The organism is uncultured Thomasclavelia sp. (genome assembly GCF_944324745.1).
In the GTDB taxonomy this organism is placed as follows: domain Bacteria; phylum Bacillota_I; class Bacilli_A; order Erysipelotrichales; family Coprobacillaceae; genus Thomasclavelia.
Map to the genome: position 1 here is coordinate 39,301 of NZ_CALUXO010000002.1, position 24,835 is coordinate 64,135.

A 24,835-nucleotide genomic window follows, 5' to 3' on the forward strand; every position below is an offset into this window, starting at 1 on the left:
GAATTAAAAGAATTCCTATGCCACCTTTAATTTACAACACTATGATGAACAACATATGAGCTGTTATCAATTCCTTTAAACTGATAACCCTTATTTTGATAATACTGAATTACTTGGCCTAAAGCCTTCAAGGTGTTTTCTTTACCATTAGCATCATGAAACAATAAAATAATATTATTATCATTACTGGCCGTCGCATTTTTAACTAACTGTTTAACTGACAGTTCCCCAGAACCATCTTCACTATCTTCATTCCAATCATAATATTGATAACCACGATTTAAAACTTCTTTAGTTAATTTAGTCATGATTTTATAACAATATTTTTTCGACACCTGATTACTGCTGCCACCTGGAAAACGTAAATATTTAGGAATGATTCCAATTTGACTATAGACCAGATCTTCAATTCGTTTTAAATCTGCAAAGTATGCGGAAGTAGAGTTATATATCTGATCATATTCATGAATATAACTGTGTAAACCAATTGTATGCCCGGCATCATATGCTTCCTTGATCAAATAATAATATTCTTCATTTGTCCCAGTTACAAAAAAAGTTGCTTTAGCTCCATAAACATCTAATATTTCCAGTACTTTGGAAGTATTTACTGAAGGACCATCGTCAAATGTTAGATAAACAACCTTTTCATCACTTTGAACATAACTGCCAATCATCGTATCAGCCACGACAGAAACAATACAAGTTTCTTTAGTTATATTATTAGAACGATCTTTAGCATAATAAGTTACTTGATAATCACCAATCTTACTAACATCTAAATTAGAACTGTCAATCGTTAATACAGGATTGTCATCTTGATTATCACTAACACTAACACTTGACAACAAATCAATATCACTATCTTTTAAAACCGATAAATTTCTAATACCATTAATTATTGGTGCCTCATTATCTTCAGGCAAAACATGGACAACACTTTGTTTAGTAGTGCATTTATTCTCACGACAAATTTCTAATTCAACTGGATAATCACCAACTTGATCAAATTGATAATCTTCTTTAAAACGAACTTTAGTTCTTTGTTTATTATAATAATTTTTGATTAGATCACTGGCATCAATTGCCATATTTAAATCTATTGTCAATTCCTGAACTTCTAAATCAATATCCAAAGTATCTTGCAGTTTTATTGTGATTGTCGTTTCAATATTATTATAACGATATGTTAGTGGATAAGTACCAGGTTGACTAAAATCAATTTTACTTGTATCAACATTAACATCTTCAATCGAACCACCAATTACAGCCTTGATGTTTTGATAGGGATCAAACTTTTCGGAAATTTCTACCACCAGATAATAACTTGATAAAATAATTGGGTTAGTGGGAAAAATTTGTAAGATCAAAATAGAAACTAATAATACCAGGATAATTATCCATAAATATAAATGTTTCAACTTCATCCCCTCATCAAAACATATTCATCATCATCAAAAAAAGAACGTAATTAAGCAAAAGAAAAGCAGTGATTGCTCACTGCTTTTACTCATCTTCTAATTGTTTTAATTCTTTTTCACCAGTAATATATTTTAATATTTCAACAGCTGCTTCTTGAGGTCCACGGTGTTCATAACCTTTAATACCAAGTCTAGTTCTTAATTGACCAACTTTAATTCCTTGTTTAAACATCCGGTTGAAATAATTAACTAATAAAATTTCTGTTTGTTCTTGACGTTGTACTGGTCCAAATGGATTGGCAAAGAAACTTCCAACTAATCCATATTCAGTTGTTGTTCCTTTTGACATTCGATTACCCGCTCTAAATACTTCTAAAGCACTATCAACGTTATCAAAGAAGTGTAAAGCATCTCCACCTTCTTCATAGTTATTAGCATATAAGAACATATCAACATCATGAGGTGCTACAACATCTTTATAGTCCGTAATTGGAATTACGATTCGAGCATTAACTTTATCAGGATTCATGAAAACTGAACGGTCTAATTCTTTGAAACTATAACCAGCATCTAAGTCGTCTAAACGAACAAAAGCCCCGATTTCAGTTCCTGATGTTTTGATTGTACCATTATCATCTAAATATAAAACACCCATATCATCATAGACAGTAACTAAATCACGAATATATGCGGCACCAAATACTTTGATTTGTTCAATTGTTTCTGATTTACCAGCACCACTGTCACCCATAACAACAATATTTTTAACTTCACCTGAGTGTAAAGTAATTTGAACCATTGCACCATGAACTGGTAATTGACGTTGATTGATTTTACGAACATTGTGTAATGTTAACATCATTTTTTTCATGTATCCAAAATAATCAAAGTCATCATTAGCTGAAAGTAAAGCTACCATCATATCATTTTCATCATCTTGATAGAATGATTGATTCTTTTCACCATCTTCATAACCATAGACATAAATAATATCTGGTTTACGATTACGGAATTCTTCTTCACTAGCTAATTCAAATAAGTTACATAATGCAACCCCTTGAGCCATGAAAGCCACATTAAAATAAACAAATGCTAATAAGTTTCCTACTTTTGCAGGATAACAGAACCATTGTTCTGAATCAAATTTTAAATCCTCAATTGGATTATGTTTTATTTCTGGGAATATACCATCACGTTTATTACGTTTTGAATAAGTAATAAATGGTGGATGGATAATAACAGTTTCAATAAATGGAATATCGTCTAAATTACGATATTCATAAGGTAAAAATGAACGCATATTAGTTACTCTTAAACCAGCATTAACACCGGCTGTAATTTGTCGATAAACATGATGACGATAACCTAATGCAGTTTCTTCAATAGTACGATAAACAGATAGTACCAATTCTTCAAACTTAGCTTGCGCATCAGCAAATTGAACATTTTGATAACCGCGACTAGTAGTTTCATTGTAAACTACGCTATAACGTTGTAATTTACGCCAAAACAAATATACTTCTTCAATAACCTTAACAAATTCATCACGATCTCTAAAATATCCGACAAAATGTGGATATGAAGCTTCAACTTCTTCAATCGGCATTACTAACAATAATTTAAAAATAGTTCTTAAGTCTTTAACGATATCAACTGTTTCAGTCTTAACTTCTTTTAAATAAGTATAAATCGTATTTTCTTTTCTTTTACACTCATTAACAAAACCACGTAATACTCTTGCAAAAGATTCACTTTCAATCAATTGACAACGTGATTGACAGTATTCTTCAGAAAAGTTCAAAATCGCATTACCACGAACAATTTTAAATTTATATGACATCTTATCACCCTTTCTTTATCAATAAGTATATCCCCCACTTATTGATTTGTGTCATTTTACCATAAAAATGATATTGTATACAACCTTTATTTCTAAAAAAATTAACTTTTTATCGTAAAAATAAAGAATAGCTATTCTTTATATAATATAGCTATCCCTTAATTCAACACTATAAAATTTACTTTGTATTTATCTACCTTTTTTATTTCCGGTCATTATTTTTTAGATAACAAACGCCGTTTCCGGTAAATAAAGAAATATGTAACAGTAAACATTGATAAGAAACATAATAAGCCTAAATTTGTATCATCACCAGTTTTAACAGACTGTGCATCTTGAGAAGTTTTTAATTCATAATTATCTTGATCATTAGAAATAGCTGGTGATTGAGCAACTAAATTTTCGTTATCGTTATCATTATAATTATTATTTTCATTATCATTGTTTTCGTTATCATTGTTATAATCGCTATTTAAGTTATTATGAAAATTCTCATTAATAATTTCGTTATTTTCAAAAGATACTGAATGAATATTATCAGAATCCGTTTTAACACCATAATCATCATCTGATAAATCAATAACAAGCTCTTGATTAGTATCTAAACTTCCATCAGTTTCAACATATTTATAACCATCACGAGATGATATCATCACCTTAATTTGAGAATCATCTGAAGCAGAAATTAGTTTAATACTTTGATTATCATTATCAAAAGCAATATTTATATTTCCATCAGATTGGATAAATACACCCCGATCTTTATACAAATTGATAAGTTCATTTTCACCTTGCAATAAAAATGTTTTCCCACTTGTATTCATACCAAAACGGAATCCTAATTTATCATTATCGAAATCTGAATAAATTGGATTGCATTCAATATTTTCATCATATAATCCTAATTTACTACCGTTTAAATTGCTTGCCTCAAAAAGAATATTGTTTGTTTCTGCATCATTAATAGATATACCTTTTCCAGAAAATAAAATCTGAGAAATACTATCAGTATCTAACTGAAATTCTTCTTCAAAGAAAGAATCATCAAGCAAACTTAAATCATAAAAATTAATTGATTTTAAAAGTCCTCCCCACATATCTCTTTCGGTCCATGCGGTACTTTCATATCCATTACCATAATTCATTACAAATCTGTAACGATCATTATTTAAATCAATTTCCAACCCTGGTGTTTCATCATTATATAGCGATGAAGCACCTTCAAGATTATTTTCTATCTTAGGTGTATTTGGATCATAGCAATATACAAAATATGTATCTGTTTCAAGATAATGTTCTGGTTTTTTGCTTGTTTCAATGACTACAGCATGATTCATCAAACCTTCGCTTGTATCAGTACTAAAAGTAACTAGAATCGGATTTCTTTCCTTAGAATTATATAAATAATCCAAAAGTTGTCCAAATGTATTGCCATCTTTGTAAACTTCAGCTTGTGATAATTTAGAAGAATGCTGTAATGCTTGCACCTTATCTATCAAATTTACAACTTCGGTATTTCCATTCAAGGTATAGATATAACCAGGATAATTTTTTGAATCAAAATAAATTGTATCTTCATAACCAAAATCATTGAGATTATCTCCAATTCTGTCAAAATATCTGTTTAGATCAACATCACCGTTATATTGAGCAACTGCTAATGCAGACAATCCAAAGCATCTACCACCATGGTCATTTAACAATGTCTGAAAATAATCTTTAGCATTTGAAATTAAATCAGGATTACTCCAATTTTTAAATGGAGCAAGTAATGCACTATTAAGTAAGTCAAATCCTTCATCAGCAGAAGTTTGTGTACCAAATCCAAGTCTTGTATTTATTATTCTCTAGCCATCTTCTTGGGCAATAAATCCTTCTGTTTCTTCCTCTTCACCGATTAATTTAAATCTAATACCATTTTCTTTGGCAAATGTTTGTGCCGTTGAATTTTCGTATCCATAAATTATTAGTGAACTGTTAACAGGATATCTGCTTGTATCGCCGAATATATCATAAAATTTTGCATTTAGATTGAAAATTGTTAATGATTTTAGATTTGGTGTATTTTGAAAAATACTATTATTTATATAATCAACAGATTCTGGAATTACCATTTTTTCCAAACTTGTGCACCCCTCAAATGCACGAGGTGATATATTAATTACTGTACTTATATCCAAAGTAGTCAGACTAGTACAATTCATAAAAGCTGATTCACCTATATAATTTACCTTTGAACTTAAATTAACATTTTCTAGACTAGTACAGCCATAAAGATCATAATCTTTTATTGATGTATAACTTTCAGGCAAGGTTACACTTTTCAAATCAGCGCATGAACGAAAAGCTCCACCAGTATAATTTGTTACTGTATCAGGAATCACTGCCTCTACTATACCTGATTCTGAAAATGAACCAGACATATTTTTACTGAATCAGGAATATTAACATATTTTAAGTTACTCATTTGACGAAATGCAGAGGCAATTGTAACTGTGCCATCTGGTATATCCAAATATTCAGGTCCAGGGTTAAAAGCAAAAGCATCGTTATTGAATACTTCTATAGAGTCAGACATGTTAATTTCGGTAATTTCATTATTTGAAAATCCATCTACTATTTTTACATTTTTTGGAAGTGTAACAGATGTAATATCATTATTAGCAAAACAATCAGGGGTAAGTTCAGTTATTTGCGTATCTGATAAATCTAAACTTCCTCTTATCAAACTTCCAAAAAATGCACGTTGACCAATATATTTCAATGTACTTGGAAACTTGTAATTTTCTAAATTAAATCCACATCCTTCAAATGCAGATTCTTCTACGTATTCAAGATTTTTTGGAATATTACACTCTTTTACATTTTGGTCAAATAAAAAAGCTTTATATCCTATTTCCGTAACAGTATCTGGAATATGAATATATTCCAACATTGAAAATCTATAATCATGATTCATAAAGACTCCTGTTCCTATCTTAGTTATAATCAGACCATCGATAGTATCAGGAATAATTAGTTCATTCCCGCCTTTATTAATTTCAACATCAACAATAGTACCAGTTACGCCATCTTCATTGGCTTCTACTTCATACGTAAGATCAATAGGAATTCTTTCGTCTGAGTCCGCATAAACTGTTGAATTAAAACATGCGACTACGACCATCAAGATTAGAACAATAGTAAATAACTTTTTTTAAAATTCTCATTTAATTATAATTCACCTATTCTTTCTCGTCATAATTATACTATTAAAATTATGGTGAATAAAGGAAATTACGTTAAAAATATGCGTTTTATTTCACAAATTTTACTTTTAAACATTAAAATACAAGCACTATATTTCACATTAGATGCTGACTATTTAATCTATAGATAGTAAATACTAAGAAGCATAATAATATTATCAACCAACATTCAAACCACTTTTGGCTTTCTATAAATTAAAAAGCAGAGGATTTTTTTAAAATTCTCCGCTTTTATATTATCACTACATATTGTCATTAAATCTATCAGACCTTTATTAATTTAAAAGAAAGGAACCGTAAAGAAAACTTTACCAACGACATCCTCATCAAAATCAAAATATCCTAGTCGTCTGGAATCTAGACTATTATTACGATTATCACCCATAACAAAGATTTTTCCTTCAGGAATATCTATCGACATATCTTCATTATTGATCATCGTTCCATTGATATAATCCTCTTCCAGCAGCTCACCATTTAAATAAACATGATTATCTTTAATTTCTAAATGATCACCACCAACAGCAATAACTCGCTTAATAATATATGTTTCATTTTGGTCGGCATCCTTATAGTCCACTACTACGATATCATCACGCTTTGGTTCACCATGTTTATAAAAAACTTTATCGACAAGAACAATATTACCCTCATGAAACGTTGGTAACATTGATGTTCCATAAACTCTAGATATTTGAACAAAATACAATACGCCATATGTAACTATCAATGTAATTACAATAACTCTTAAGTATTCTAATAAAACCTGTTTCTTACTTTTAGTTGATTCTTCCATATTATCACCTGATGACATTATATCATTATTTTTTATTCATTCAAGTGACTGCGTAACTTTGCGATAATTTTCTTTTCTAATCTTGATACTTGTACTTGCGAGATATTTAAGCGTCTAGCGACTCGCTCTTGATTAAAATCTAAATGATAACGCATATAAAGAATCAATTTTTCTTTTTCATCAAGTTTTTCAATTTCCATTTCCAATGCAATTTTTTCAAACCACATTTTATTATGCTTATTTTCAATTCGTTCTTCCATCGAAATCGAAGAACCATCTTTTTCATAAATTGGTTCACTTAATGAAGTTGGATAATATGAAGAATCAATTGCTTCAACAATATCTTGCTGATCAACTTGAAGATAATTAGCCAATTGCTCAATCGTTGGATCATGACCACTTTGATTAGCTAAAACTTCACGAGCTTTATTAACTTTTAAATTCAACTCCTTTAATGAGCGACTAACCTTAATCGTTCCATCATCTCGAAAATAACGTTTTATCTCACCCATGATAATCGGTACTGCATAAGTTGAAAACTGGACCCCATAATTCACATCAAAATTATTGATTGCCTTCATCAAACCAATACAGCCAATTTGAAATAGATCTTCTTTATCATAATAATTATTTTTAAAGCGATGAACAATCGACCAGACCAAACCTAAATTTTGATTTACTACTAATTCTTTAGCACTTTCATCCCCTTCATGTGCTTTTTGAATTAATTCAATTGTTTTATTCACTTTGATAGTCGTTTTCTTTCAATTGCTTAATAATAGTTAGTTTTGTTCCTAAATCCAAAGTTGAATGAATTTCCAGACGATCACATAAAGCTTCAATGATCGTCAACCCCATTCCAGCGTGCTCCAGTTCTTTTAATGATGAATACATTGGCTGTTTAGCAGCTTCAATATCATCAATTCCCTTACCATAATCCTGAATAATGATTTTAATTTTACGCTTTTGTTCAATCGTTACTTTGATTACTACATTGCAGTTTGGATTATTTTGATAACCATGAATAATGGCATTGCTTACCCCTTCACTGACTATGGTTTTAATTTCGACTAATTCATCAATTGTCGGATTCAAGGCTGTAACAAATGAGGCAACACTCGTTCTAGCGAATGGCTCATTTTCAATCTTGGCACTAAAACTAAGTTCCATTTGATTCATTATTTTTTTACCCCCTCTACATATTCCATCAATTCAAACATCCCAGATAACTCAAATACTTTATAACTTGTCTTTGACAAGTTGGTTAAATATAATTTTCTTCCCTCTAAAGAAAGTTGATTATAACGTCCTAATACCAAACCGATTCCGGAACTATCAATAAAACTAGTATGTAAAAAATCAAAATACACCGGATTACTACTTTTATCTAAAATACTATTTAATAAACTTCGGTATTTACTAATATAACTACAGCTTAATTCACCATAGAAATAAACAATAATTTTATCATCAGTAACTTGATACTCAATTTTATTTTCCATCTTCTCATCTCCTCGAACCTATCTTACAACTTTTAAAAAAACGAATAAATGCTTTCGACAAAAGTAGAACTTGCCTGACAAAAAAAGTCCTATGTATTTTTATCAAACTAGGACATATTATGTAATGAGGCGATATTATGATGAAAAAACTCTTAATTATCATTTTAATCTTTTGCATCTTACCAATAAAAAATATCAATGCCATCGATAATGACTTAACTCCTAATGGTCAAGGAGCTATTTTGATTGAGACCAATTCCCGTCAGATTCTTTATGAAAAAAATGCTGAAGAGAAACTGTTTCCAGCTTCAACCACAAAAATAATGACCATGATTTTAATGTTTGAAGCCATCAATGATCAAAAAATATCCTTTGACGATCAAATCACCACTTCCAAATATGCTGCCAGTATGGGTGGCAGTCAGGTATATCTAGAAGTTGGTGAAAAAATGTCCCTTAAAGATATGTTCAAATCGATTGCAATTGCCAGTGCTAACGATGCCAGTGTTGCTGTCGGTGAATATATTGGGGGCAGTATTGAAAAATTTGTCGCTATGATGAATGAAAAAGCTAAAGAATTAGGTCTTAAAAATACTAATTTTAAAAACGCTACCGGTCTTCATGATCCTGATCACTATACCTGTGCTTATGATTTAGCAATGATGGCAGCTTATTTAATTGAAATTGGTGGTAATGATTTACTGGAAGTCACTTCACTTTATGATAGTTATATTCGTGAAGACAGTAAACAAAGTTTCTGGCTGGTTAATACTAATAAACTACTAAAACAATATGATGGTGTTGATGGATTGAAAACTGGCTATACTAAAGAAGCTGGCTATTGTTTAGTAACGACAGCCAAACGTGATGATCAGCGTATTATTGGGGTTTTAATGAACGAAGCAGCTCCTAAAACTAGAAATGAAGAAATGTGTACCATGTTGGACTATGGCTTTAATAATTATCAGCAAGTTACTCTTTATCCAAAAGATACGACGATTGAAAACTATCTAGTTGATAAAATGGATAATATCACATTAGATGTTCGCTGTAATAAAGATATTGTGTATACCAAAGCTAAAAACAGTGAAAGTAAGATTGATACTAAAATCACCTATAATACTAATTTACTGCCAATAAAAAAAGGGGATACTGTTGGTACCCTCGAAGTTATAATCGATGGCAATTCATCTATATCCTATCCTCTTTATACTAACAACAGTGCTTCTAAACCATCGTTTTTTACCAAAGCTATCAAAACTCTAAAATTTCTTTTTTAAATTATGATAAAATACGATTTAGTAACTTCTAGTTAAAATCGTATTTTTTGCATAAAAAACACCAGAAAATTCCGGTGTAAGCAACAATTTAGTAACTTTTAAATACCATCAGCTGTTTCAAATTAGCATAAACTTTTGGAATTTTAATTTCCTGATATATTTGCTGGTCCAAACAACTTTCATCATCATCCATATAAACACTAAAACAGCGCTTAATGATTTGCCCCTTTATAACAATATGATTGAATTTTGAAGTCACATCAGTAATACTCCTGACTTGATAATCATAATAATTATGTTCGTCACAATCAAATAAATTTAAATATTGCCCCAAATTTTTAAGTAAACTATCTTTATGACGATAAATAACTTTATTATTGCCAATTTTTATAAATGATGATTGCATCATTGAATACTGATAAACAGCTTTCATTAATAAAACCAACAGTAACAACAATAAAATAAACAACCAATACTTTTTAATAACCAAAGCTGCCACTACTGTCACCAAAACAAGAATTATTAATTTAGGTAAAATAAAATACTCCACAAAAAGTTTCCCAGAAAAATTTCTCCCTTTCATGACCTTCATCCTTTCTACTACTTATCTTACCCAAATATCACAATAAAACTAGTAGAAACAAGTAAAAAAGATGTTAAGAATTATTAAGAATATTAATTATTCTTAAGTCTTTCAAAATCTTTTGGTAAAGGAGCCGTAATTTGTAACTGCTTATTTAAAATTGGATGTTTAAAAACTAATTTATAGCCATGTAAAGCAGTTCGGTTGATTAATTTACTGGCTTTTCCATATAATCGATCACCAATTAATGGATGTGAGATTGCCTGTAAATGAACTCGAATTTGATGTTTGCGTCCTGTTTCTAATTGACATTCGATCAAAGTATAATTTCCAGCCAGATTTTTTTCTAATACCTTAACATGAGTAATAGCCTGTTTACCTGATGTACTAATGCGCATTTTATTAGTGTGACGATCACGACCAATTGGTAAATTAATATCAATATCATGATCAATAATTCCTTGGCACAAAGCCAAATAATAGCGGGCTATTTCTTTTTTTGATAGCATCGAATCTAATAGTGGCTGCAAAAAAGCGCATTTACAAAATAAAACCAAACCGGTCGTATCTTTGTCTAACCGATGGATCGGTCTTATGGGATAATATTGATCAGTTTCTAAATAATAATTAGCCACATAATTACATAAAGTATTTGATCCAGTTTTATCTTCAGGATAAATAATGACATGGCAAGGTTTATTAACGACTAAAAGAAAATCGTCTTCATAAACGATATCTAACGAAAAAGGCTGTGGGGTAAAATCTAATCCTGTTTCAAAAGCCGATATTTTAAGCCAATCACCCTGTTTGACTATGGTATTCATTGGCACATACTGATTATTTAAAAAATATTGTTTATATTGTTTCAATAAATGAATAGCCTTTTTTGATAAACAAAAATAATGAAAGATTTCTTCTAAGGTCATCGAAGCAAAATTTTCATCAATTTTAAGCATTAGATAATTACCTTTAATTAAATACTCCATCTTATCCTCCATTTCTTGGTTATTATAACAATATTTTAACAAAACACCAAGTGATGTTTATTGAAAGCCAGATAGCCGACATGATATAATCATAAAAAGGAGGCGATATGATGAAATGTCCTGTTTGTAAAGACGTAACTTTATTGATGGCCGAAAAACATGGAGTCGAAATTGATTATTGTCCTGAATGTCGCGGAATCTGGTTAGATCGTGGTGAATTAGAAAAAATTATTGAACGTTCTGGTGGTAAAGACCGTGACTATAAAACTACTGATAGTAAAAAGAAAAAACGAAAAGGCTTTAATCTTACCGATATCTTAGAAATATTTGAAGGTGAATAATAATACTTAAAAAGCAGTCAACCGACTGCTTTTAACTATTTTTACTCGTAATTTCTAAACCAACTTGTACTACTTGTACCTGATCAAATAAACTAACTTCAATAAAAGCAACTCGTTTATGACGATCAATCTTGCGAATCTTGTTCTCATAACCAACTAGTGGTCCTTTGACAATCAGCAAACGATTATCAATAATATGCCCTTGGGACATTTTGACCACATGTTCCTTTCTTCCAAATTCCATCAAAAACCTGGCTTCATCTTTGATGATAGGACAGATGTACTCACCATCATTACCTAATACTTTCGTCAAATCTGGAATTAGTTTTAATTTATTAAACAAGTTTTCAATCTGATCAGTAACCATAAACAAATATCCTTTAAACAGAATTTCTTCAGATTCCTGCCAACTTCCTTGTTTTTTTCGTAATCGGATACAACGAGGAATAAAACACTCCTGCAGGACATCACTAGATATCATCCGCTGACAAGTGTTTTTAATTTCCTCCTCTTTCCCGCTACGAACCTGAATTACATACCAGTTTTCACACATAGTTATTCCTCCATTTGAGCAGGCACAATTAGTCAGCAATCAATGCCGACTAACGCTTTATTATGACAAATTATCTTTAATAATGTGACCTAGCGACAATTATTTCTAATAATTATTTTTTTATTTTTTATTTAAGCTTTAACTAAATTATCATTGTTGATAGATGCAGCCTCATCATTACTACTGTTGAGTGCTGGGGTAGTACGTCTTTTAAAACCAGTACCCTGATATTGATAAGTTGGTACCATTTCTTTAACTAACAGACGTATATCATCAACTTCATCATATGCTGCTTCTTTTAACTCTTTTAACTGTTCAAAAAAGATCTCTTCATTTAATTCAATTGGTTTTCCAATATGAATCATATGATTTGGCGTATCTTGTAAGCCTTCTTCTTCCATCAACAGTTCTTCATATAATTTTTCTCCCGGTCTTAATCCCGTATAAACAATCTTGATATCCACATCTGGTTCATAACCTGATAATTTGATCAAGTTTCGAGCCATATCCGCTATCTTGACTGGTTCTCCCATATCTAATACAAAGATTTCGCCACCTTTAGCATAAGCTCCGGCCTGTAACACTAAAGAGACAGCCTCAGGTATCGTCATAAAATATCTGATGATATCAGGATGGGTTACCGTTACTGGTCCCCCTTCTTTGATCTGTTTTTTAAATAATGGAATAACTGAACCATTTGATCCTAAAACATTACCAAATCTGACGGCTACATATTCGGTTTTAGATCGTTTATTGTAAGTTTGGACGATCATTTCACACAACCGTTTGGTTGCTCCCATGATATTAGTTGGATTAACGGCTTTATCGGTTGAAATTAAGATAAACCGTTTAGTTTGATACTTATCAGCAGCTTTGACTACATTCAATGTTCCAAAGACATTGTTTTTAACCGCTTCATTAGGGCTGTCTTCCATCAATGGGACATGTTTATGAGCTGCGGCATGATAGACGATATCGGGACGATAGGTTTCGAATAACTTATCGACTTTAACCGAATTTCTAACCGAAGCTATCATCGTTTCTAAGTGCAAATCAGGAAAATTATGCTTTAATTCCAGTTGAATATCATAAGCATTATTTTCATAGATATCGACGATAATCAGCATTTTTGGTTTATTGGCGGCAATTTGACGACATAACTCGCTACCAATCGAACCACCGCCACCAGTCACCATGACGACCTGATTAGTAACATAACCCATGATATCATCAAGATTAACTTTGATTGGTTCGCGACCAAGTAAATCCTGAACTTCAACATCTTTAAAGTCACTGATATGAATATCGTCATTAATGAACTGATAAATTCCTGGTAACCTTTTGATCTTACATTTAGTTTCTTTACAGATATTTAAAATATCCGCTAATTCTTTTTTACTAGCTGAAGGCATAGCAACTAAAATTTCTTGAACGCCATAGCGCTCAACTGCTTCAATGATTTTATTACGACCACCAAAAATTTCTACACCATGGATCTGACGGCGCCATTTGGTTGGTTCATCATCAATGAAACAAACTACTTCTTTATAAATATGATCAGAGTTATTGATTTCTCTAAGAACTTTTTCACCGGCCACACCCGCTCCAATAATCAAAACTTTTTCTAAAGGGCGTCGCTCTTTTTCAACATGAATATGGGTCTTATACATTCTGGCAAAACGATAAAAGAAACGAACACCACCAACCATCAATACTAGTAATAAGAAAAAAATGATATAGCAGCTTTTAGGCATTCCATTACCGGTAATCTCACAGATAATCATATTAATAATGCTATTAGTTAAAGCTGCGATAATAATATTTTTTAACTCAGTAATAGAGGCAAATTGCCATAAGCTGTGATATAAACGAAAACAAACAAAAACTGTTAAATCAATTAAAATTAAAAAGATGATAATATTATTTAATCTAGCAATAAACATTGGGTCAATCGGACCATTGAATCGCAAAAACAAGGCTCCATAGCTGGCAATAACGATACTTATTATATCGATACCAACTAGAAAAAACCTTCTTAAATTCAGTTTAGCTTTCTCTCCCATTAATTTTCCTCCCCCATTAATAAATTTAATATCTTTCATCACAATTTTATTTCATTAATGATGTAAATCTTCTTTCATTAATACATGGTATATTATCGTTAATCAAAACAAAAAAATCAAGTCATTTCAACTACTTTCTTAATTTTATAAATTATTTTTACAAGAAATGACAAAATTTTTCCAATTAATTACATTCAAATATTATAAATAAATCATATTTAAGAAAATGAAAAAAATCTATTTTTAATATTTTATTATATTTCTGTTATTTGATTATGATTTTTTTGAGATTTTTTGTGATAAAATATTGCTTTTTTTCTTTTTATAAAGGATAATACTATGCGAATAGTTATATTTATTATGTTAATAATATATTTGAATAAAATTAATTTTATATTTGGGAGGACATATGGAAAAAACAGAATTAAATGATGAAGTTGAGATCGATTTATCGGAACTATTCAAATTATTGAAGAAAAAAATCAAATTAATCATTATGTTAGCTTTAGTAGGTGTCGTTATTGCCGTATCCGCTACTACTTTTTTAATTGATAAAAAATACGCATCTGAAGGAAGTGTCCTGTTAAGAGCTGAAGTTGTCGATGGAACAATGGATTCATCACAGCTAAGTGCTAACAACATGATGGTCAATAACTATGTTGAATTGTTACAAGGAAATACCATCCAAAATGAAGTAGCAACAAATCTAAATATAACTGTTGAAGATGTTCGTAGTGCCTTAACAATTACTAACACATCAGATACTCAAATTATTGAGATTTCAGCTACCACAGCCGATCCAGAGCTTTCCAGAGATATCGTAGCAGAAACAATTACCGTCTTTACTACCCTGGTTCAAGAAAAATTAAATGTTACCAACCTGACGATCGTTGATCAACCAGAAGTAAATGCCAATCCGGTATCACCAAGTATTTTTAGAAATATCATCATTGGTGGCATCGTTGGAGTCGTTATTGCCCTGGCATATATTTTATTAACTTATTTATTAGATACAAAAATTAAAAATGGTGAACAGGCCGAACAACTTCTAGGAGTACCACTACTAGGAACTGTACCATATTTTGAGGAATAAGCAATGGAATTTATTGATATTCATAGTCATTATGCCTGGGATATCGATGATGGTATTAATGATCTTGATGAAGCCTTAGAAGCACTTAAAGCTGCCAAAAAACAAAATATAGGTAAAATTGTGGCGACACCACATTTAACTCCCGGGACAACAACCGCCCTGGAATTTGCGCAAATGAAACAGCGAATCAATGAGTTACAAGCTTTAGCCAAACAACTAGATATTGAAGTTTATCCTGGTTGTGAAATCATGCTAAACAGCGATTATTTAACAGCGCTGCAAGATCAAAATTATTTAACGATCAATAACGGTCCTTATGTATTAGTTGAATTCAACGTAACCCAGCGCTTACCAGAAGATTATGATGAACGAATTTATGAATTTAGTTTAAAAAACAAAATTATTGTTGCCCATGTTGAAAGATATTTTCATCATCATCTAAAGTTAGATATTATTGAACAATGGCTTGATTATGGCTATGTTATTCAAATCAATAGCTCAAGTATCTTAAATTCCAATAGCCGTAGTCATGAATTTGCATTGGAATTATTAGAACGGGGCATGGTTCATCTAATTGCCAATGACGTTCATCGTTCCAGTGGCATTCGATCACCAAATCTTCAAGACACATATGATTATTTAACTAAAAAGTATCAAAGTGAAGATGTCATTAAACTGATGTATGATAATCCTTTAAAAATTATCAATGGTCAAAAAATAGAATTAGTAAAATTAAACAAGATAAAAACATCGAGAATACCTTGGTTTAAAAGGAGAAAGTAAATGCTTAGAAATAAAAGAAATAAAGAAGAAAAACGAACATTTTTAATCACACAACCTGAAAAGAAAACTAGTAAAATTGATTTTAAAGAAGTTTATCGTCATATTCGTACTAGTATTGAATATTCAACTGTTGGAAAAGACGTAAAAGCAATTAATGTCACTTCATCAATACCTGGTGAATCTAAAAGTACTACTTCAATTAATCTAGGCTTAATTTATGCTACTAAATATTCTAATGTCTTATTAATTGATTGTGATTTAAGAAAATCTACAATTCACCGTTATCTTAATTTATCTAATTCTCGTGGCTTAACTAATGCATTAATGGAATATGGTGATAGTCACACTATTAGTTCTAAATGTTTTCAGTTTGTTGAAGATCCATCATTTGTGGGGAAATTATCAGTATTAACTTCAGGAGTCAAAGTTCCTAATCCAACGGAACTGATTGGTAGTGAAGTTTTTAAAAACTTTATTAACGAATTAAAAACGCTTTATGATTTTATCATTATTGATTGTCCACCAATCATGTCAGTCAGTGATGCCATTCCAATTGGTAATGTTGTCGATGGAACTATCTTTGTTTGTTCCTCAAGCATCACAAATCGTAAAGATGCCAAAGCATCAATTGAAATCTTAAAGAAAAATAACGTCAATATTATTGGAACAGTATTAACCCAAGTAGAACAAGATAATTCTAAAAACGGATATTATCATTATTACTAGTTATGCACAACAAAAAATCATTATATTTTTATATTGCTGTTCCTGTCTTAATTGCATTAATTTTAGCAATCTTATTTTATGATCGTTATCAAAGAACTCAATTTCTTTCTAAATACTCTAGTGAAGATACTCCAGTCGCTACCAATAATGATACTAATTTACCAACTATTTATTGTGTTGGCGATAGTATTACCCTGGGAGCCAACGATACTAAATCATATCCAGAATATTTACAAGATTTAGTTTCTAATGAGATAACTGTTCTTGGTGATAATCGCATTAATAGTGCCGCTCTAGCAATCAAACTAGGTAATCAGGATGTCTATGTCAATAACTTGACTATTCCAAGTAGTGATGAAGAAGTAGCTATTACGTTATACAATGAAAATGGTGAAGTCCAAGATGCTATTTTAAATAGTCAAACTGGGATTGATTCATGTATTATCAACAACATTACTGGCAGTATTCGCTATGATGCTAACACTAATCAATTATTATTTAAACGATTAGAAGCTGGCAGTTCTACTATGATCACTACTTTAACTAAAGTAGAAATCACCAAACCAGAAATTGCTCAAGATAATATCTTGATTTTATTTACTGGTTCTTATGAAGAAAGTATTCAAGGCAGTTTAGTTAATTATCAAAATCAGATTTTATCAGCTTTTAATACTGATCAATATATTGTCGTTTCCTTAACAGCTAACGATCGTAACAGTACTAATAATCTGCTGGCAACTACTTATGGTCAGCATTATTTGGATTTTAAAAATTACTTGTTGTCAGATGGTTTAAATGATGCTAAGCTGACACCAACTGCTGATGATCAAGCTAGTATTGCTTCAGGAAACGTTCCAGCTAGTTTATTAATTGATGGATTAAATGGTAATAATTATTATAATCAGCTTTTAGCTAATCAACTGTTTAATAAATTAACTGAATTAGGCTACTTAACTAATAACTAATGATCAAACCTCTAAAAAACTAATTTTAGAGGTTTTTTGTATTTAAAAAAGCAATCCCAGATTGAATTGCTTTAATCATTCTTTATTAAAATATCCATTCGTGCAAATTCTATTTGATTAATCATATCAGTAATCAAACCCTCAAATACCATCACATCAATATCTGCTTGTTTTAGCTGATAAAACAATAAGCGCCATTTTTCATTTTCACAAATAACTAGAGGGATATAAGCCGGAATCTTTAAATAAGCACAATAACCTAAATATTCCTTGATTCCTAAATTACCACCATGTTCAAAACGATAGATGCTGCTGACACTAAGATTTAATGCTTTAGCTAATCTAGCTTGAGAAATCTGATGACTTTTACGCAACCACTTTAATACTTGTCCTGTCGTCAGTATTTCATTCATAATTAAATTAATTGCAGCTTTTTCATACTTTTGTAGATTCCATCATCATCAGGATCTTCAAAAATATCATCAGCTATTGCCTTTAACTTGTCTGGAGCTAAATAAGAAACAACACCATAAGCCACATCATTGATCATTTGATAATCATTCATACTATCACCAAAAGCAATCGTATCTTTCATATCGCCACCTAAATAAGCAACAGCCTTTTTTATCGCATCACCTTTAGTACAATTTTTTAAGATGATTTCACCGTTGATAAAATCATCACTTTCCTTTGAAAAAATAACAATATTAAAGAATTCACTTAAATATTTTACACAATCATAGAAAGCCAATTTATCTTCAGAAATAAAACAAATTTTAGTAACTTTATTTTTTAAAATATCAAACTCACTAATTGGTAAACGCACTTCCTCATTTTTTCTTTCTTCTAAAAAACGCGCCAACTCTAAATTATTTTCAGTAATTTTACTATTTTTCTTATCAAAAAAATCTCTAACTCCTGGAGTTTGGAATAATGCCTCTTTAGTCTCTAGGCTAAATAATATTTTAGCATTAGTAAATAATAACATTACTTCAGATAAAATATATTGATTAATAAAGTTTTCAAAAATATATTTACCACCAATATTAATAAAACCACCAGCTGATGAAATAATACCATCAAAACCAATATCCCGAACTGACTTCATAATAGAAACTGGTGCTCTTCCTGTACATAAAAAAGCAATATGACCATTTTGACGAGCCTGTTTAATTCCCTCAGCTGTTTTATCAGTTACTTTTTTACTAGGCCCTAATAAAGTCCCATCAATATCAAAAAACAAATATTTTCCCATATCTTCTCCTCCATTTTAATTCGTATTTATTATACATGGTTTTTATATTTAGATAAAACTTTTTTCATAATTTGATGATAAATTATAAAAGAAAACACTAAGCAAATGCCTAGTGTTATTACTATTCAAATTGAGTATCAACTTTAAAGATATTATTACCGTTCAAATAATCTTTAACTGCCATCCTTTTTTTACCTGCCAGCTGTAATTCAGTAATTAAATAAATACCATCACCGGTTTTTACCCCAATAGCATCTTTAAAGATTTTTACGATCGTACCATTAGGTTGATGTTGATGATGTACTTTAGCATTAGCACAATTATGGATCATACCCGCCCAGATTTTAACGTTTTTACCTTCATATGTAGTATAAGCCCCAGGCCAAGGATTTAAGCCACGAACTCGATTATAAACGTCTTTAGCACTTTGATTAAAATCAATCTTTTCCTGTTCATGAGTAATAACTGGTGCGTAGGTCACCAAACTTTCATCTTGAACGATTGAATTATTTGTTTGATTGATGATAGCAGGTAACGTTTCTAATAATAAATCAGCTCCAACCACACTTAAACGCTGGTACAGATCACCCATATTTTCTTGTTCATCAATGGCAACTTCTACCTGACTGATAATATTTCCAGCATCCATCTTTTTAACCATATACATAATCGTAACCCCAGTTTTTTCTTCACCATTAATAATGGCATAATGAACTGGTGCCCCACCACGATATTTAGGTAACAATGATGCATGAACGTTAATACAACCTAGTTTTGGTGCTTGTAAGATGGCATCAGGCACAATTTGACCATAAGCAGCTGTAATAATCAAATCCGGTTTTAAATCAATAATCTCTTGATAGTCTTCTTTAATTCTAGCTGGCTGTAAAACAGGAATTTGATATTTTAAAGCCACTTCTTTAACTTCTGGCATCGTTAAGACCTTTTTTCTACCTACTAGACGATCAGGCTGAGTAACAACACCAATAATATTATATTTTTCTTCTAATAATTTCACTAGTACCTGTTTAGAGAAACTAGCAGTTCCCATAAAAACAATTCTTGTATTTTCCATCTAAACACTCGCTTTCTTTTCATTTGTTTCATTATACCTTGTTTTATCTTTGATTTAAATATAAAAGTGCCAAAAGGCACTAAAATAGACTGCTGATTAAATTAGAAATAATCAAAACAACCGTTTCAATTATTTTAATACAAAAATCACTAATACTTTTAATTACTAACGATAAAGTATTTTCCGGTTGATCAGTAACGATACCATAGTCACTGTCAATCGTTTCATTATCTTGAATTGTTTGTTCAAACTGAGTAATACTTTGATCAAACACCTCTTTTTGAACCCCATAGTTTCCAAAAATACCATTAATCATAAAAATCAATAAAGCTACTAAACACATGTCAATTAAAAAATTTTTCATCCTAAATATTCTCCTATTGTCTTTGCTAAAATTTCTACTGTTGCTTCTACTTCCTCTTTAGTATTACTTTGGGCCCCTACTTCAATTAAAACCATATTATCGGTCGTTCCCTGATTATAATGAGAACTTTTGACATAAACACCGCGACTAATATCTGGAACCAAAGCATTAGCCTGATCAGATAAACTCTGTGATAACTGATTTACGGCATCAAATTTGCCACTGCTTTTACCAACTACAAACATTATTTTGGCATACGACTTATTTTCATAAGAAATTGTCGATAAATCTTTGCTGATTGAATCACGATGAAAATCAATCACCAGATCATAACCACCACTTAATTTTAAACTTTCTTCTAAATACATTTTAGACACTGTATATGATTTATTATAAGCAATATTATGAACTGCTTTATAGTTTTCAAAATCATTACCTTCAACATCACATTGATAACCTAAATTATTTAAACAAGTCTGTAAATACTTTGCACCAGAAATTACATCATATCCATCATATTCTTCACTTTGATGAGTATTGTAAATATGAATTTTTTTATCTTTAGTTACAACTGCTTCACTATTACCAGTACTAGCAACAGTCGTTGCATTTTCAGTTGTGTCGATGGCATTAATCACTTGAGCATTATAACTAGTCACTTTAGTTGGTAAATAGACAATCAACCCCACTATCACCATTAACTTAAAAACAATTAAGATTCCGTTTTTTAATCTCATCACATCACCTACCATCCAATTAAATTGTATGCCAGGTAACTTAATTTTAGTACCGCAAACTATTAATACTCTTACTAATTATTTTCGCCATAATTTCACATTGTTCATCGATTTGTTTATCACTTAAGACAAAATTACAATCTAAAGGATCTAAAACCTCCTGAAACAACAAATCCAGCTCACTACTATTTAATTTACCAATTTCACCTAACATCATTGTCTTTTGGCTATCATCTAAACTTCCCTGATAGCGATCTCGTTTACCTACTTTTAGCTTGTTTACAGGATTCAAACTATCACCAAAATAATCCAGTGTATAACTTAAAACATCACTAACTAAACTGCTGGCATAGATAACTGTCGGTACACCAATAGCGATTACTTTAGCCCCAATTGTTTTTTCATTAATCGCCTGACGATAATTACCAATACCACTACCAGGATTAATTCCCACATCATTAATTTGAATTACATGTGATAATTTATGATAGTTACGGGCACACAAGGCATCTACAACAATAACCAGATCGATTTGTTGAGAGGCAACTAAAGCTTTAACGACATCACTGCTTTCCATCCCCGTTTGAATCATTACCCCAGGCACAATTCCTAAAACATCATAATAATGATTATTTAATTTAGTTTCATCATCTAGATAATGGGTAATTCGTAAATCTCTTAGAGTCCGTGGTCCAATAGCGTCATTAGTTAAAAACCGATTTCCTAAACCTACTACTAAAATTTTGGGATAATCAATTTGATCGATCAATGGTTTTAAACTATTTGCCAGGGCAGCAACAATATCTTGTTGATACATATAATCCTGAAAACTTATTTCAATGTAGGTTCCAACTTTTTGATTTATGCTTGGATGTTCCTGCAATATTTTAATTGTCTCTACTTGAACATGTTGATAACTTGTCACAAAACGGTCATAATGTTTCCCCTGTTTTAACTGCTCTAATGATTCTGTTGCCAAATCACTTCGAAAATTTTGAAAATTCATCATATCACCTAATCTAAATATCACCAAATTCATAAATTTAATACCACAAAATCAAAAAAAAGTTGCATTTATTCTACGAATTATATATAATGAATGGGCAAGAAAAAAAAGCGAGGTGAAAGATTATGGCAAATATGAAACAACAAATTAAACGTTATAAAAACGACAATCGTAAAAGAGCAAAAAATCATTCATATAAATCAGCGTTAAAAACTGCAATTAAAAAAGTTTTAGTTGAAGTTGAAGCTGGAAATAAAGAAGGTGCTGTTGCAGCTTACAATGTTGCAGCATCAAAATTAGATGCTTCTGTAACTAAAGGAATTCATCACAAAAATTACGCAAGCAGACAAAAATCAAGATTAGCTAAGCTGGTAAACTCTATCTAATGATAGGGTTTTTATTTTAGAAAAAGGAGAAATAATTTATGGAAAGAAAAGATATTGATGTCAAAGACACTTGGGATCTGTCGACCCTTTATTCTAGCGATGAAGCTTTCTATCAAGATATTGACCAGGCAAAATCATTAATCAATGATCTCGTCAGTTATAAAGGTAAGATTTGTAATACTATTGATAGTTTCTATCATTTCATGGAAACTAAAGATCAAGTTGAACGAATCATCAACAAATTATACTGCTACGCCCATTTAAATTGTGACGTTGAACCAAATAATCAAACTTATCAAACCATGTTAGCAGCAGTAATGGGAATTTTAGAAGCTTCATCCGTGCAGATTTCATTTATCGACAATGAAATCATTGATCACGAAAGTGAAGTTCTATCATATATCAAAGATCCTAAACTAAATAAATATACTTATAAGATCAAATCATTATTATCATATAAAGATCATATCCTGCCTAAAGAACAAGAAGAATTGTTAGCTAAGGTTGATAGTATTGCCGATACATCTAGTCAGGTTTTTGATGCCTTTAGATTAGAATACGAAGATGTAATTGAAAATGGGAAGGCTAAAACTTTAAATAATGCTACTTTAAATAAATTTTTAAAGAGCAAAGATGCCAAAGTCCGTAAACAAGCATATACTAACTTCTTTAAAGAATATCGTCGCTATGAAAATGTCTTTGCGCAAACTTTATCTGGAGTCATGAAAAAAGATGCTTTTTATGCTAATGTTCGTAAATTTGATAATTCACTAGAAGCCAGTGTTTTTGATGATGATGTTCCAAGTGATTTATTTTTTAAAGTTTTAGATAGCGCTAATAATAAATATCGTCATCTATTCCATCGCTATAATCATTTAAAAAAAGAATTATTGCACTTAGATACGTTATATAACTACGATTTAAATATTCCTTTAGTTAAATCAATCACTAAAAAATATACGATCGATCAATGCTTTGAAATCATTAATCAATGTTTAAAACCATTTGGAGACGAATATCTAGAAATTATTAATAAAGCCCGTCAAGAACGCTGGATCGATTATTATCCAACACCTGGTAAACGAATTGGAGCTTATTCAAGCGGCTGCTATGATTCTAATCCTTTTATTTTAATGAACTTTATCGGGGATTATAATTCCCTTTCAACCATGATTCATGAATTAGGACATAGTGTTCATAGTTACTTATCAAATCACTATCAGGAGCCTGTAAATGCCGGATATCGTATCTTTGTAGCTGAAGTAGCTTCAACTGTTAATGAAACATTATTGATTAACTATATGATCAATAATGCTAAAACCGATCAAGAAAAAGCTTACTTTATTTATGAACAATTAGAAAACTGTGTTGGCTTGATTTTCAGACAACCAATGTTTGCCGACTTTGAATATCGTCTGCATACGATGGCTGAAAACAATGAACCATTATCATCAAAAGTAATTACCGATTTATACGCCAAACTAAATCAAGAATACTATGGACCTGATGTAACTTTAGATGAATTAGTTGGCTGGTCATGTTACTATGTTCCACATTTCTATTATAATTACTATGTTTATAAATATACTTTAGGAATGACTGTCGCTTTAGCTATCGTTAAACGAATTTTAAATGGTGATCAAAAACAAGTAACTGATTACTTAAGCTTCTTAAAATCTGGTGGCAGCATGGCTCCAGTTGATTTATTAAAAAAAGCTGGTGTTGATCCATTAGATGATCAGATTTATGAAGATGCTTTTGCATATTTTGAAGAGTTATTAAATCAATTTGAAAATATCATGAAATAAAAGGCGGAGCAAATCCGCCTTTTT

General features: G+C 30.8%; 27 protein-coding genes. 8 read left to right on the top strand and 19 right to left on the bottom strand.

What is annotated here, in order from left to right:
• Positions 1–26: 26 nt before the first annotated feature.
• The 9 genes from Q0K54_RS00205 to Q0K54_RS00245 form a co-directional block, all read right to left on the bottom strand.
• A complete protein-coding gene (locus Q0K54_RS00205) occupies positions 27–1,421 on the bottom strand; it encodes a polysaccharide deacetylase family protein (RefSeq protein WP_294577673.1) in 1,395 nt (464 codons plus the stop codon).
• Positions 1,422–1,506: 85 nt separating this feature from the next.
• Entirely contained in the window at positions 1,507–3,261 is a 1,755-nt protein-coding gene (locus tag Q0K54_RS00210; protein ID WP_294577675.1) for a phosphoenolpyruvate carboxykinase, read from the bottom strand.
• A 215-nt stretch (positions 3,262–3,476) separates the two neighbouring features.
• Positions 3,477–4,931: a hypothetical protein gene (locus Q0K54_RS00215; RefSeq protein WP_294577677.1), complete on the bottom strand. Its 1,455-nt coding sequence runs from the start codon at positions 4,929–4,931 to the stop codon at positions 3,477–3,479.
• A 177-nt stretch (positions 4,932–5,108) separates the two neighbouring features.
• Positions 5,109–5,684 (bottom strand): leucine-rich repeat domain-containing protein, encoded by a 576-nt coding sequence (locus Q0K54_RS00220; RefSeq protein WP_294577680.1) that lies wholly within the window; start codon positions 5,682–5,684, stop codon positions 5,109–5,111.
• Positions 5,654–6,427, bottom strand: a complete 774-nt coding sequence (locus Q0K54_RS00225) for a leucine-rich repeat domain-containing protein (RefSeq protein WP_294577683.1) — start codon at positions 6,425–6,427, stop codon at positions 5,654–5,656. Before Q0K54_RS00225 ends, Q0K54_RS00220 begins: the two co-directional genes overlap by 31 nt.
• A 362-nt stretch (positions 6,428–6,789) precedes the next feature.
• Entirely contained in the window at positions 6,790–7,305 is a 516-nt protein-coding gene (lepB, locus tag Q0K54_RS00230) for a signal peptidase I (protein ID WP_294577684.1), read from the bottom strand.
• A gap of 32 nt (positions 7,306–7,337) precedes the next feature.
• Entirely contained in the window at positions 7,338–8,051 is a 714-nt protein-coding gene (locus Q0K54_RS00235; RefSeq protein ID WP_374011437.1) for a SigB/SigF/SigG family RNA polymerase sigma factor, read from the bottom strand.
• Complete coding sequence (spoIIAB, locus tag Q0K54_RS00240; protein WP_294577687.1) at positions 8,044–8,484, bottom strand: anti-sigma F factor; 441 nt, start codon at positions 8,482–8,484, stop codon at positions 8,044–8,046. Before spoIIAB ends, Q0K54_RS00235 begins: the two co-directional genes overlap by 8 nt.
• Positions 8,484–8,807, bottom strand: a complete 324-nt coding sequence (locus Q0K54_RS00245) for an anti-sigma factor antagonist (protein WP_294577689.1) — start codon at positions 8,805–8,807, stop codon at positions 8,484–8,486. The genes spoIIAB and Q0K54_RS00245 overlap by 1 nt, the downstream gene beginning before the upstream one ends.
• A 137-nt stretch (positions 8,808–8,944) precedes the next feature.
• Here Q0K54_RS00245 and Q0K54_RS00250 point away from each other — a divergent pair, with 137 nt between their 5' ends.
• A complete protein-coding gene (locus tag Q0K54_RS00250; RefSeq protein ID WP_294577693.1) occupies positions 8,945–10,087 on the top strand; it encodes a D-alanyl-D-alanine carboxypeptidase family protein in 1,143 nt (380 codons plus the stop codon).
• Positions 10,088–10,175: 88 nt separating this feature from the next.
• On the opposite strand, the gene Q0K54_RS00255 is transcribed toward Q0K54_RS00250, so the two are convergent.
• Complete coding sequence (locus Q0K54_RS00255) at positions 10,176–10,670, bottom strand: hypothetical protein (protein ID WP_294577695.1); 495 nt, start codon at positions 10,668–10,670, stop codon at positions 10,176–10,178.
• A gap of 92 nt (positions 10,671–10,762) precedes the next feature.
• Positions 10,763–11,656: an RluA family pseudouridine synthase gene (locus Q0K54_RS00260; protein WP_294577698.1), complete on the bottom strand. Its 894-nt coding sequence runs from the start codon at positions 11,654–11,656 to the stop codon at positions 10,763–10,765.
• 107 nt (positions 11,657–11,763) lie between these two features.
• Here Q0K54_RS00260 and Q0K54_RS00265 point away from each other — a divergent pair, with 107 nt between their 5' ends.
• Positions 11,764–11,997, top strand: a complete 234-nt coding sequence (locus Q0K54_RS00265) for a zf-TFIIB domain-containing protein (RefSeq protein WP_294577701.1) — start codon at positions 11,764–11,766, stop codon at positions 11,995–11,997.
• A 31-nt stretch (positions 11,998–12,028) separates the two neighbouring features.
• Here the strand turns inward: Q0K54_RS00265 and loaP are convergent, their stop codons facing one another.
• Both loaP and Q0K54_RS00275 read right to left on the bottom strand, forming a co-directional pair.
• On the bottom strand, positions 12,029–12,550 hold the full coding sequence (loaP, locus tag Q0K54_RS00270) for an antiterminator LoaP (protein WP_294577704.1): 522 nt from the start codon (positions 12,548–12,550) through the stop codon (positions 12,029–12,031).
• A gap of 131 nt (positions 12,551–12,681) precedes the next feature.
• Entirely contained in the window at positions 12,682–14,613 is a 1,932-nt protein-coding gene (locus Q0K54_RS00275; RefSeq protein WP_294577707.1) for a nucleoside-diphosphate sugar epimerase/dehydratase, read from the bottom strand.
• Positions 14,614–15,022: 409 nt separating this feature from the next.
• Between Q0K54_RS00275 and Q0K54_RS00280 the strand changes: the two genes are divergently transcribed.
• The 4 genes from Q0K54_RS00280 to Q0K54_RS00295 are packed head-to-tail and all read left to right on the top strand — an operon-like array spanning position 15,023 to position 18,180.
• The gene (locus Q0K54_RS00280; RefSeq protein WP_294577709.1) at positions 15,023–15,706 is read left to right on the top strand and encodes a YveK family protein; all 684 of its coding nucleotides are present in this window, start codon (positions 15,023–15,025) and stop codon (positions 15,704–15,706) included.
• Between the two features lie 3 nt (positions 15,707–15,709).
• Positions 15,710–16,489, top strand: coding sequence for a tyrosine-protein phosphatase (locus tag Q0K54_RS00285; protein ID WP_294577712.1), 780 nt, complete (start codon positions 15,710–15,712; stop codon positions 16,487–16,489).
• Complete coding sequence (locus tag Q0K54_RS00290) at positions 16,490–17,215, top strand: CpsD/CapB family tyrosine-protein kinase (protein ID WP_294577714.1); 726 nt, start codon at positions 16,490–16,492, stop codon at positions 17,213–17,215.
• Positions 17,216–17,217: 2 nt separating this feature from the next.
• A complete protein-coding gene (locus tag Q0K54_RS00295) occupies positions 17,218–18,180 on the top strand; it encodes a hypothetical protein (protein WP_294577715.1) in 963 nt (320 codons plus the stop codon).
• A gap of 71 nt (positions 18,181–18,251) precedes the next feature.
• On the opposite strand, the gene Q0K54_RS00300 is transcribed toward Q0K54_RS00295, so the two are convergent.
• From Q0K54_RS00300 to gpr, 6 genes are all read right to left on the bottom strand, one after another.
• On the bottom strand, positions 18,252–18,593 hold the full coding sequence (locus Q0K54_RS00300; RefSeq protein WP_294577717.1) for a helix-turn-helix domain-containing protein: 342 nt from the start codon (positions 18,591–18,593) through the stop codon (positions 18,252–18,254).
• Positions 18,594–18,595: 2 nt separating this feature from the next.
• Entirely contained in the window at positions 18,596–19,435 is an 840-nt protein-coding gene (locus Q0K54_RS00305) for a Cof-type HAD-IIB family hydrolase (RefSeq protein ID WP_294577721.1), read from the bottom strand.
• Positions 19,436–19,556: 121 nt separating this feature from the next.
• Positions 19,557–20,510: a methionyl-tRNA formyltransferase gene (fmt, locus tag Q0K54_RS00310; RefSeq protein WP_294577725.1), complete on the bottom strand. Its 954-nt coding sequence runs from the start codon at positions 20,508–20,510 to the stop codon at positions 19,557–19,559.
• Positions 20,511–20,589: 79 nt separating this feature from the next.
• The gene (locus Q0K54_RS00315) at positions 20,590–20,874 is read right to left on the bottom strand and encodes a hypothetical protein (protein ID WP_294577727.1); all 285 of its coding nucleotides are present in this window, start codon (positions 20,872–20,874) and stop codon (positions 20,590–20,592) included.
• On the bottom strand, positions 20,871–21,611 hold the full coding sequence (locus Q0K54_RS00320; RefSeq protein ID WP_294577730.1) for a stage II sporulation protein P: 741 nt from the start codon (positions 21,609–21,611) through the stop codon (positions 20,871–20,873). The genes Q0K54_RS00315 and Q0K54_RS00320 overlap by 4 nt, the downstream gene beginning before the upstream one ends.
• Positions 21,612–21,657: 46 nt before the next feature.
• Positions 21,658–22,617, bottom strand: coding sequence for a GPR endopeptidase (gene gpr / locus Q0K54_RS00325; protein ID WP_294577733.1), 960 nt, complete (start codon positions 22,615–22,617; stop codon positions 21,658–21,660).
• Between the two features lie 125 nt (positions 22,618–22,742).
• Between gpr and rpsT the strand changes: the two genes are divergently transcribed.
• Positions 22,743–23,003, top strand: coding sequence for a 30S ribosomal protein S20 (gene rpsT, locus Q0K54_RS00330; protein WP_294577735.1), 261 nt, complete (start codon positions 22,743–22,745; stop codon positions 23,001–23,003).
• A 38-nt stretch (positions 23,004–23,041) separates the two neighbouring features.
• Positions 23,042–24,811 (top strand): oligoendopeptidase F, encoded by a 1,770-nt coding sequence (gene pepF / locus Q0K54_RS00335; protein ID WP_294577737.1) that lies wholly within the window; start codon positions 23,042–23,044, stop codon positions 24,809–24,811.
• Positions 24,812–24,835: the final 24 nt, after the last annotated feature.

Excerpts from the sequence above, each read along its gene's own strand:
- Q0K54_RS00210 (WP_294577675.1), bottom strand. The coding sequence starts at position 3,261 with ATGTCATATAAATTTAAAATTGTTCGTGGTAATGCGATTTTGAACTTT.
- Q0K54_RS00220 (WP_294577680.1), bottom strand. The coding sequence starts at position 5,684 with ATGTCTGGTTCATTTTCAGAATCAGGTATAGTAGAGGCAGTGATTCCT.
- Q0K54_RS00225 (WP_294577683.1), bottom strand. The coding sequence starts at position 6,427 with ATGGTCGTAGTCGCATGTTTTAATTCAACAGTTTATGCGGACTCAGAC.
- lepB (WP_294577684.1), bottom strand. The coding sequence starts at position 7,305 with ATGGAAGAATCAACTAAAAGTAAGAAACAGGTTTTATTAGAATACTTA.
- spoIIAB (WP_294577687.1), bottom strand. The coding sequence starts at position 8,484 with ATGAATCAAATGGAACTTAGTTTTAGTGCCAAGATTGAAAATGAGCCA.
- Q0K54_RS00245 (WP_294577689.1), bottom strand. The coding sequence starts at position 8,807 with ATGGAAAATAAAATTGAGTATCAAGTTACTGATGATAAAATTATTGTT.
- Q0K54_RS00250 (WP_294577693.1), top strand. The coding sequence starts at position 8,945 with ATGATGAAAAAACTCTTAATTATCATTTTAATCTTTTGCATCTTACCA.
- Q0K54_RS00255 (WP_294577695.1), bottom strand. The coding sequence starts at position 10,670 with ATGAAAGGGAGAAATTTTTCTGGGAAACTTTTTGTGGAGTATTTTATT.
- Q0K54_RS00260 (WP_294577698.1), bottom strand. The coding sequence starts at position 11,656 with ATGGAGTATTTAATTAAAGGTAATTATCTAATGCTTAAAATTGATGAA.
- Q0K54_RS00265 (WP_294577701.1), top strand. The coding sequence starts at position 11,764 with ATGATGAAATGTCCTGTTTGTAAAGACGTAACTTTATTGATGGCCGAA.
- loaP (WP_294577704.1), bottom strand. The coding sequence starts at position 12,550 with ATGTGTGAAAACTGGTATGTAATTCAGGTTCGTAGCGGGAAAGAGGAG.
- Q0K54_RS00275 (WP_294577707.1), bottom strand. The coding sequence starts at position 14,613 with ATGGGAGAGAAAGCTAAACTGAATTTAAGAAGGTTTTTTCTAGTTGGT.
- Q0K54_RS00280 (WP_294577709.1), top strand. The coding sequence starts at position 15,023 with ATGGAAAAAACAGAATTAAATGATGAAGTTGAGATCGATTTATCGGAA.
- Q0K54_RS00285 (WP_294577712.1), top strand. The coding sequence starts at position 15,710 with ATGGAATTTATTGATATTCATAGTCATTATGCCTGGGATATCGATGAT.
- Q0K54_RS00290 (WP_294577714.1), top strand. The coding sequence starts at position 16,490 with ATGCTTAGAAATAAAAGAAATAAAGAAGAAAAACGAACATTTTTAATC.
- Q0K54_RS00295 (WP_294577715.1), top strand. The coding sequence starts at position 17,218 with ATGCACAACAAAAAATCATTATATTTTTATATTGCTGTTCCTGTCTTA.
- Q0K54_RS00300 (WP_294577717.1), bottom strand. The coding sequence starts at position 18,593 with ATGAATGAAATACTGACGACAGGACAAGTATTAAAGTGGTTGCGTAAA.
- Q0K54_RS00305 (WP_294577721.1), bottom strand. The coding sequence starts at position 19,435 with ATGGGAAAATATTTGTTTTTTGATATTGATGGGACTTTATTAGGGCCT.
- fmt (WP_294577725.1), bottom strand. The coding sequence starts at position 20,510 with ATGGAAAATACAAGAATTGTTTTTATGGGAACTGCTAGTTTCTCTAAA.
- Q0K54_RS00315 (WP_294577727.1), bottom strand. The coding sequence starts at position 20,874 with ATGAAAAATTTTTTAATTGACATGTGTTTAGTAGCTTTATTGATTTTT.
- Q0K54_RS00320 (WP_294577730.1), bottom strand. The coding sequence starts at position 21,611 with ATGAGATTAAAAAACGGAATCTTAATTGTTTTTAAGTTAATGGTGATA.
- gpr (WP_294577733.1), bottom strand. The coding sequence starts at position 22,617 with ATGAATTTTCAAAATTTTCGAAGTGATTTGGCAACAGAATCATTAGAG.
- rpsT (WP_294577735.1), top strand. The coding sequence starts at position 22,743 with ATGGCAAATATGAAACAACAAATTAAACGTTATAAAAACGACAATCGT.
- pepF (WP_294577737.1), top strand. The coding sequence starts at position 23,042 with ATGGAAAGAAAAGATATTGATGTCAAAGACACTTGGGATCTGTCGACC.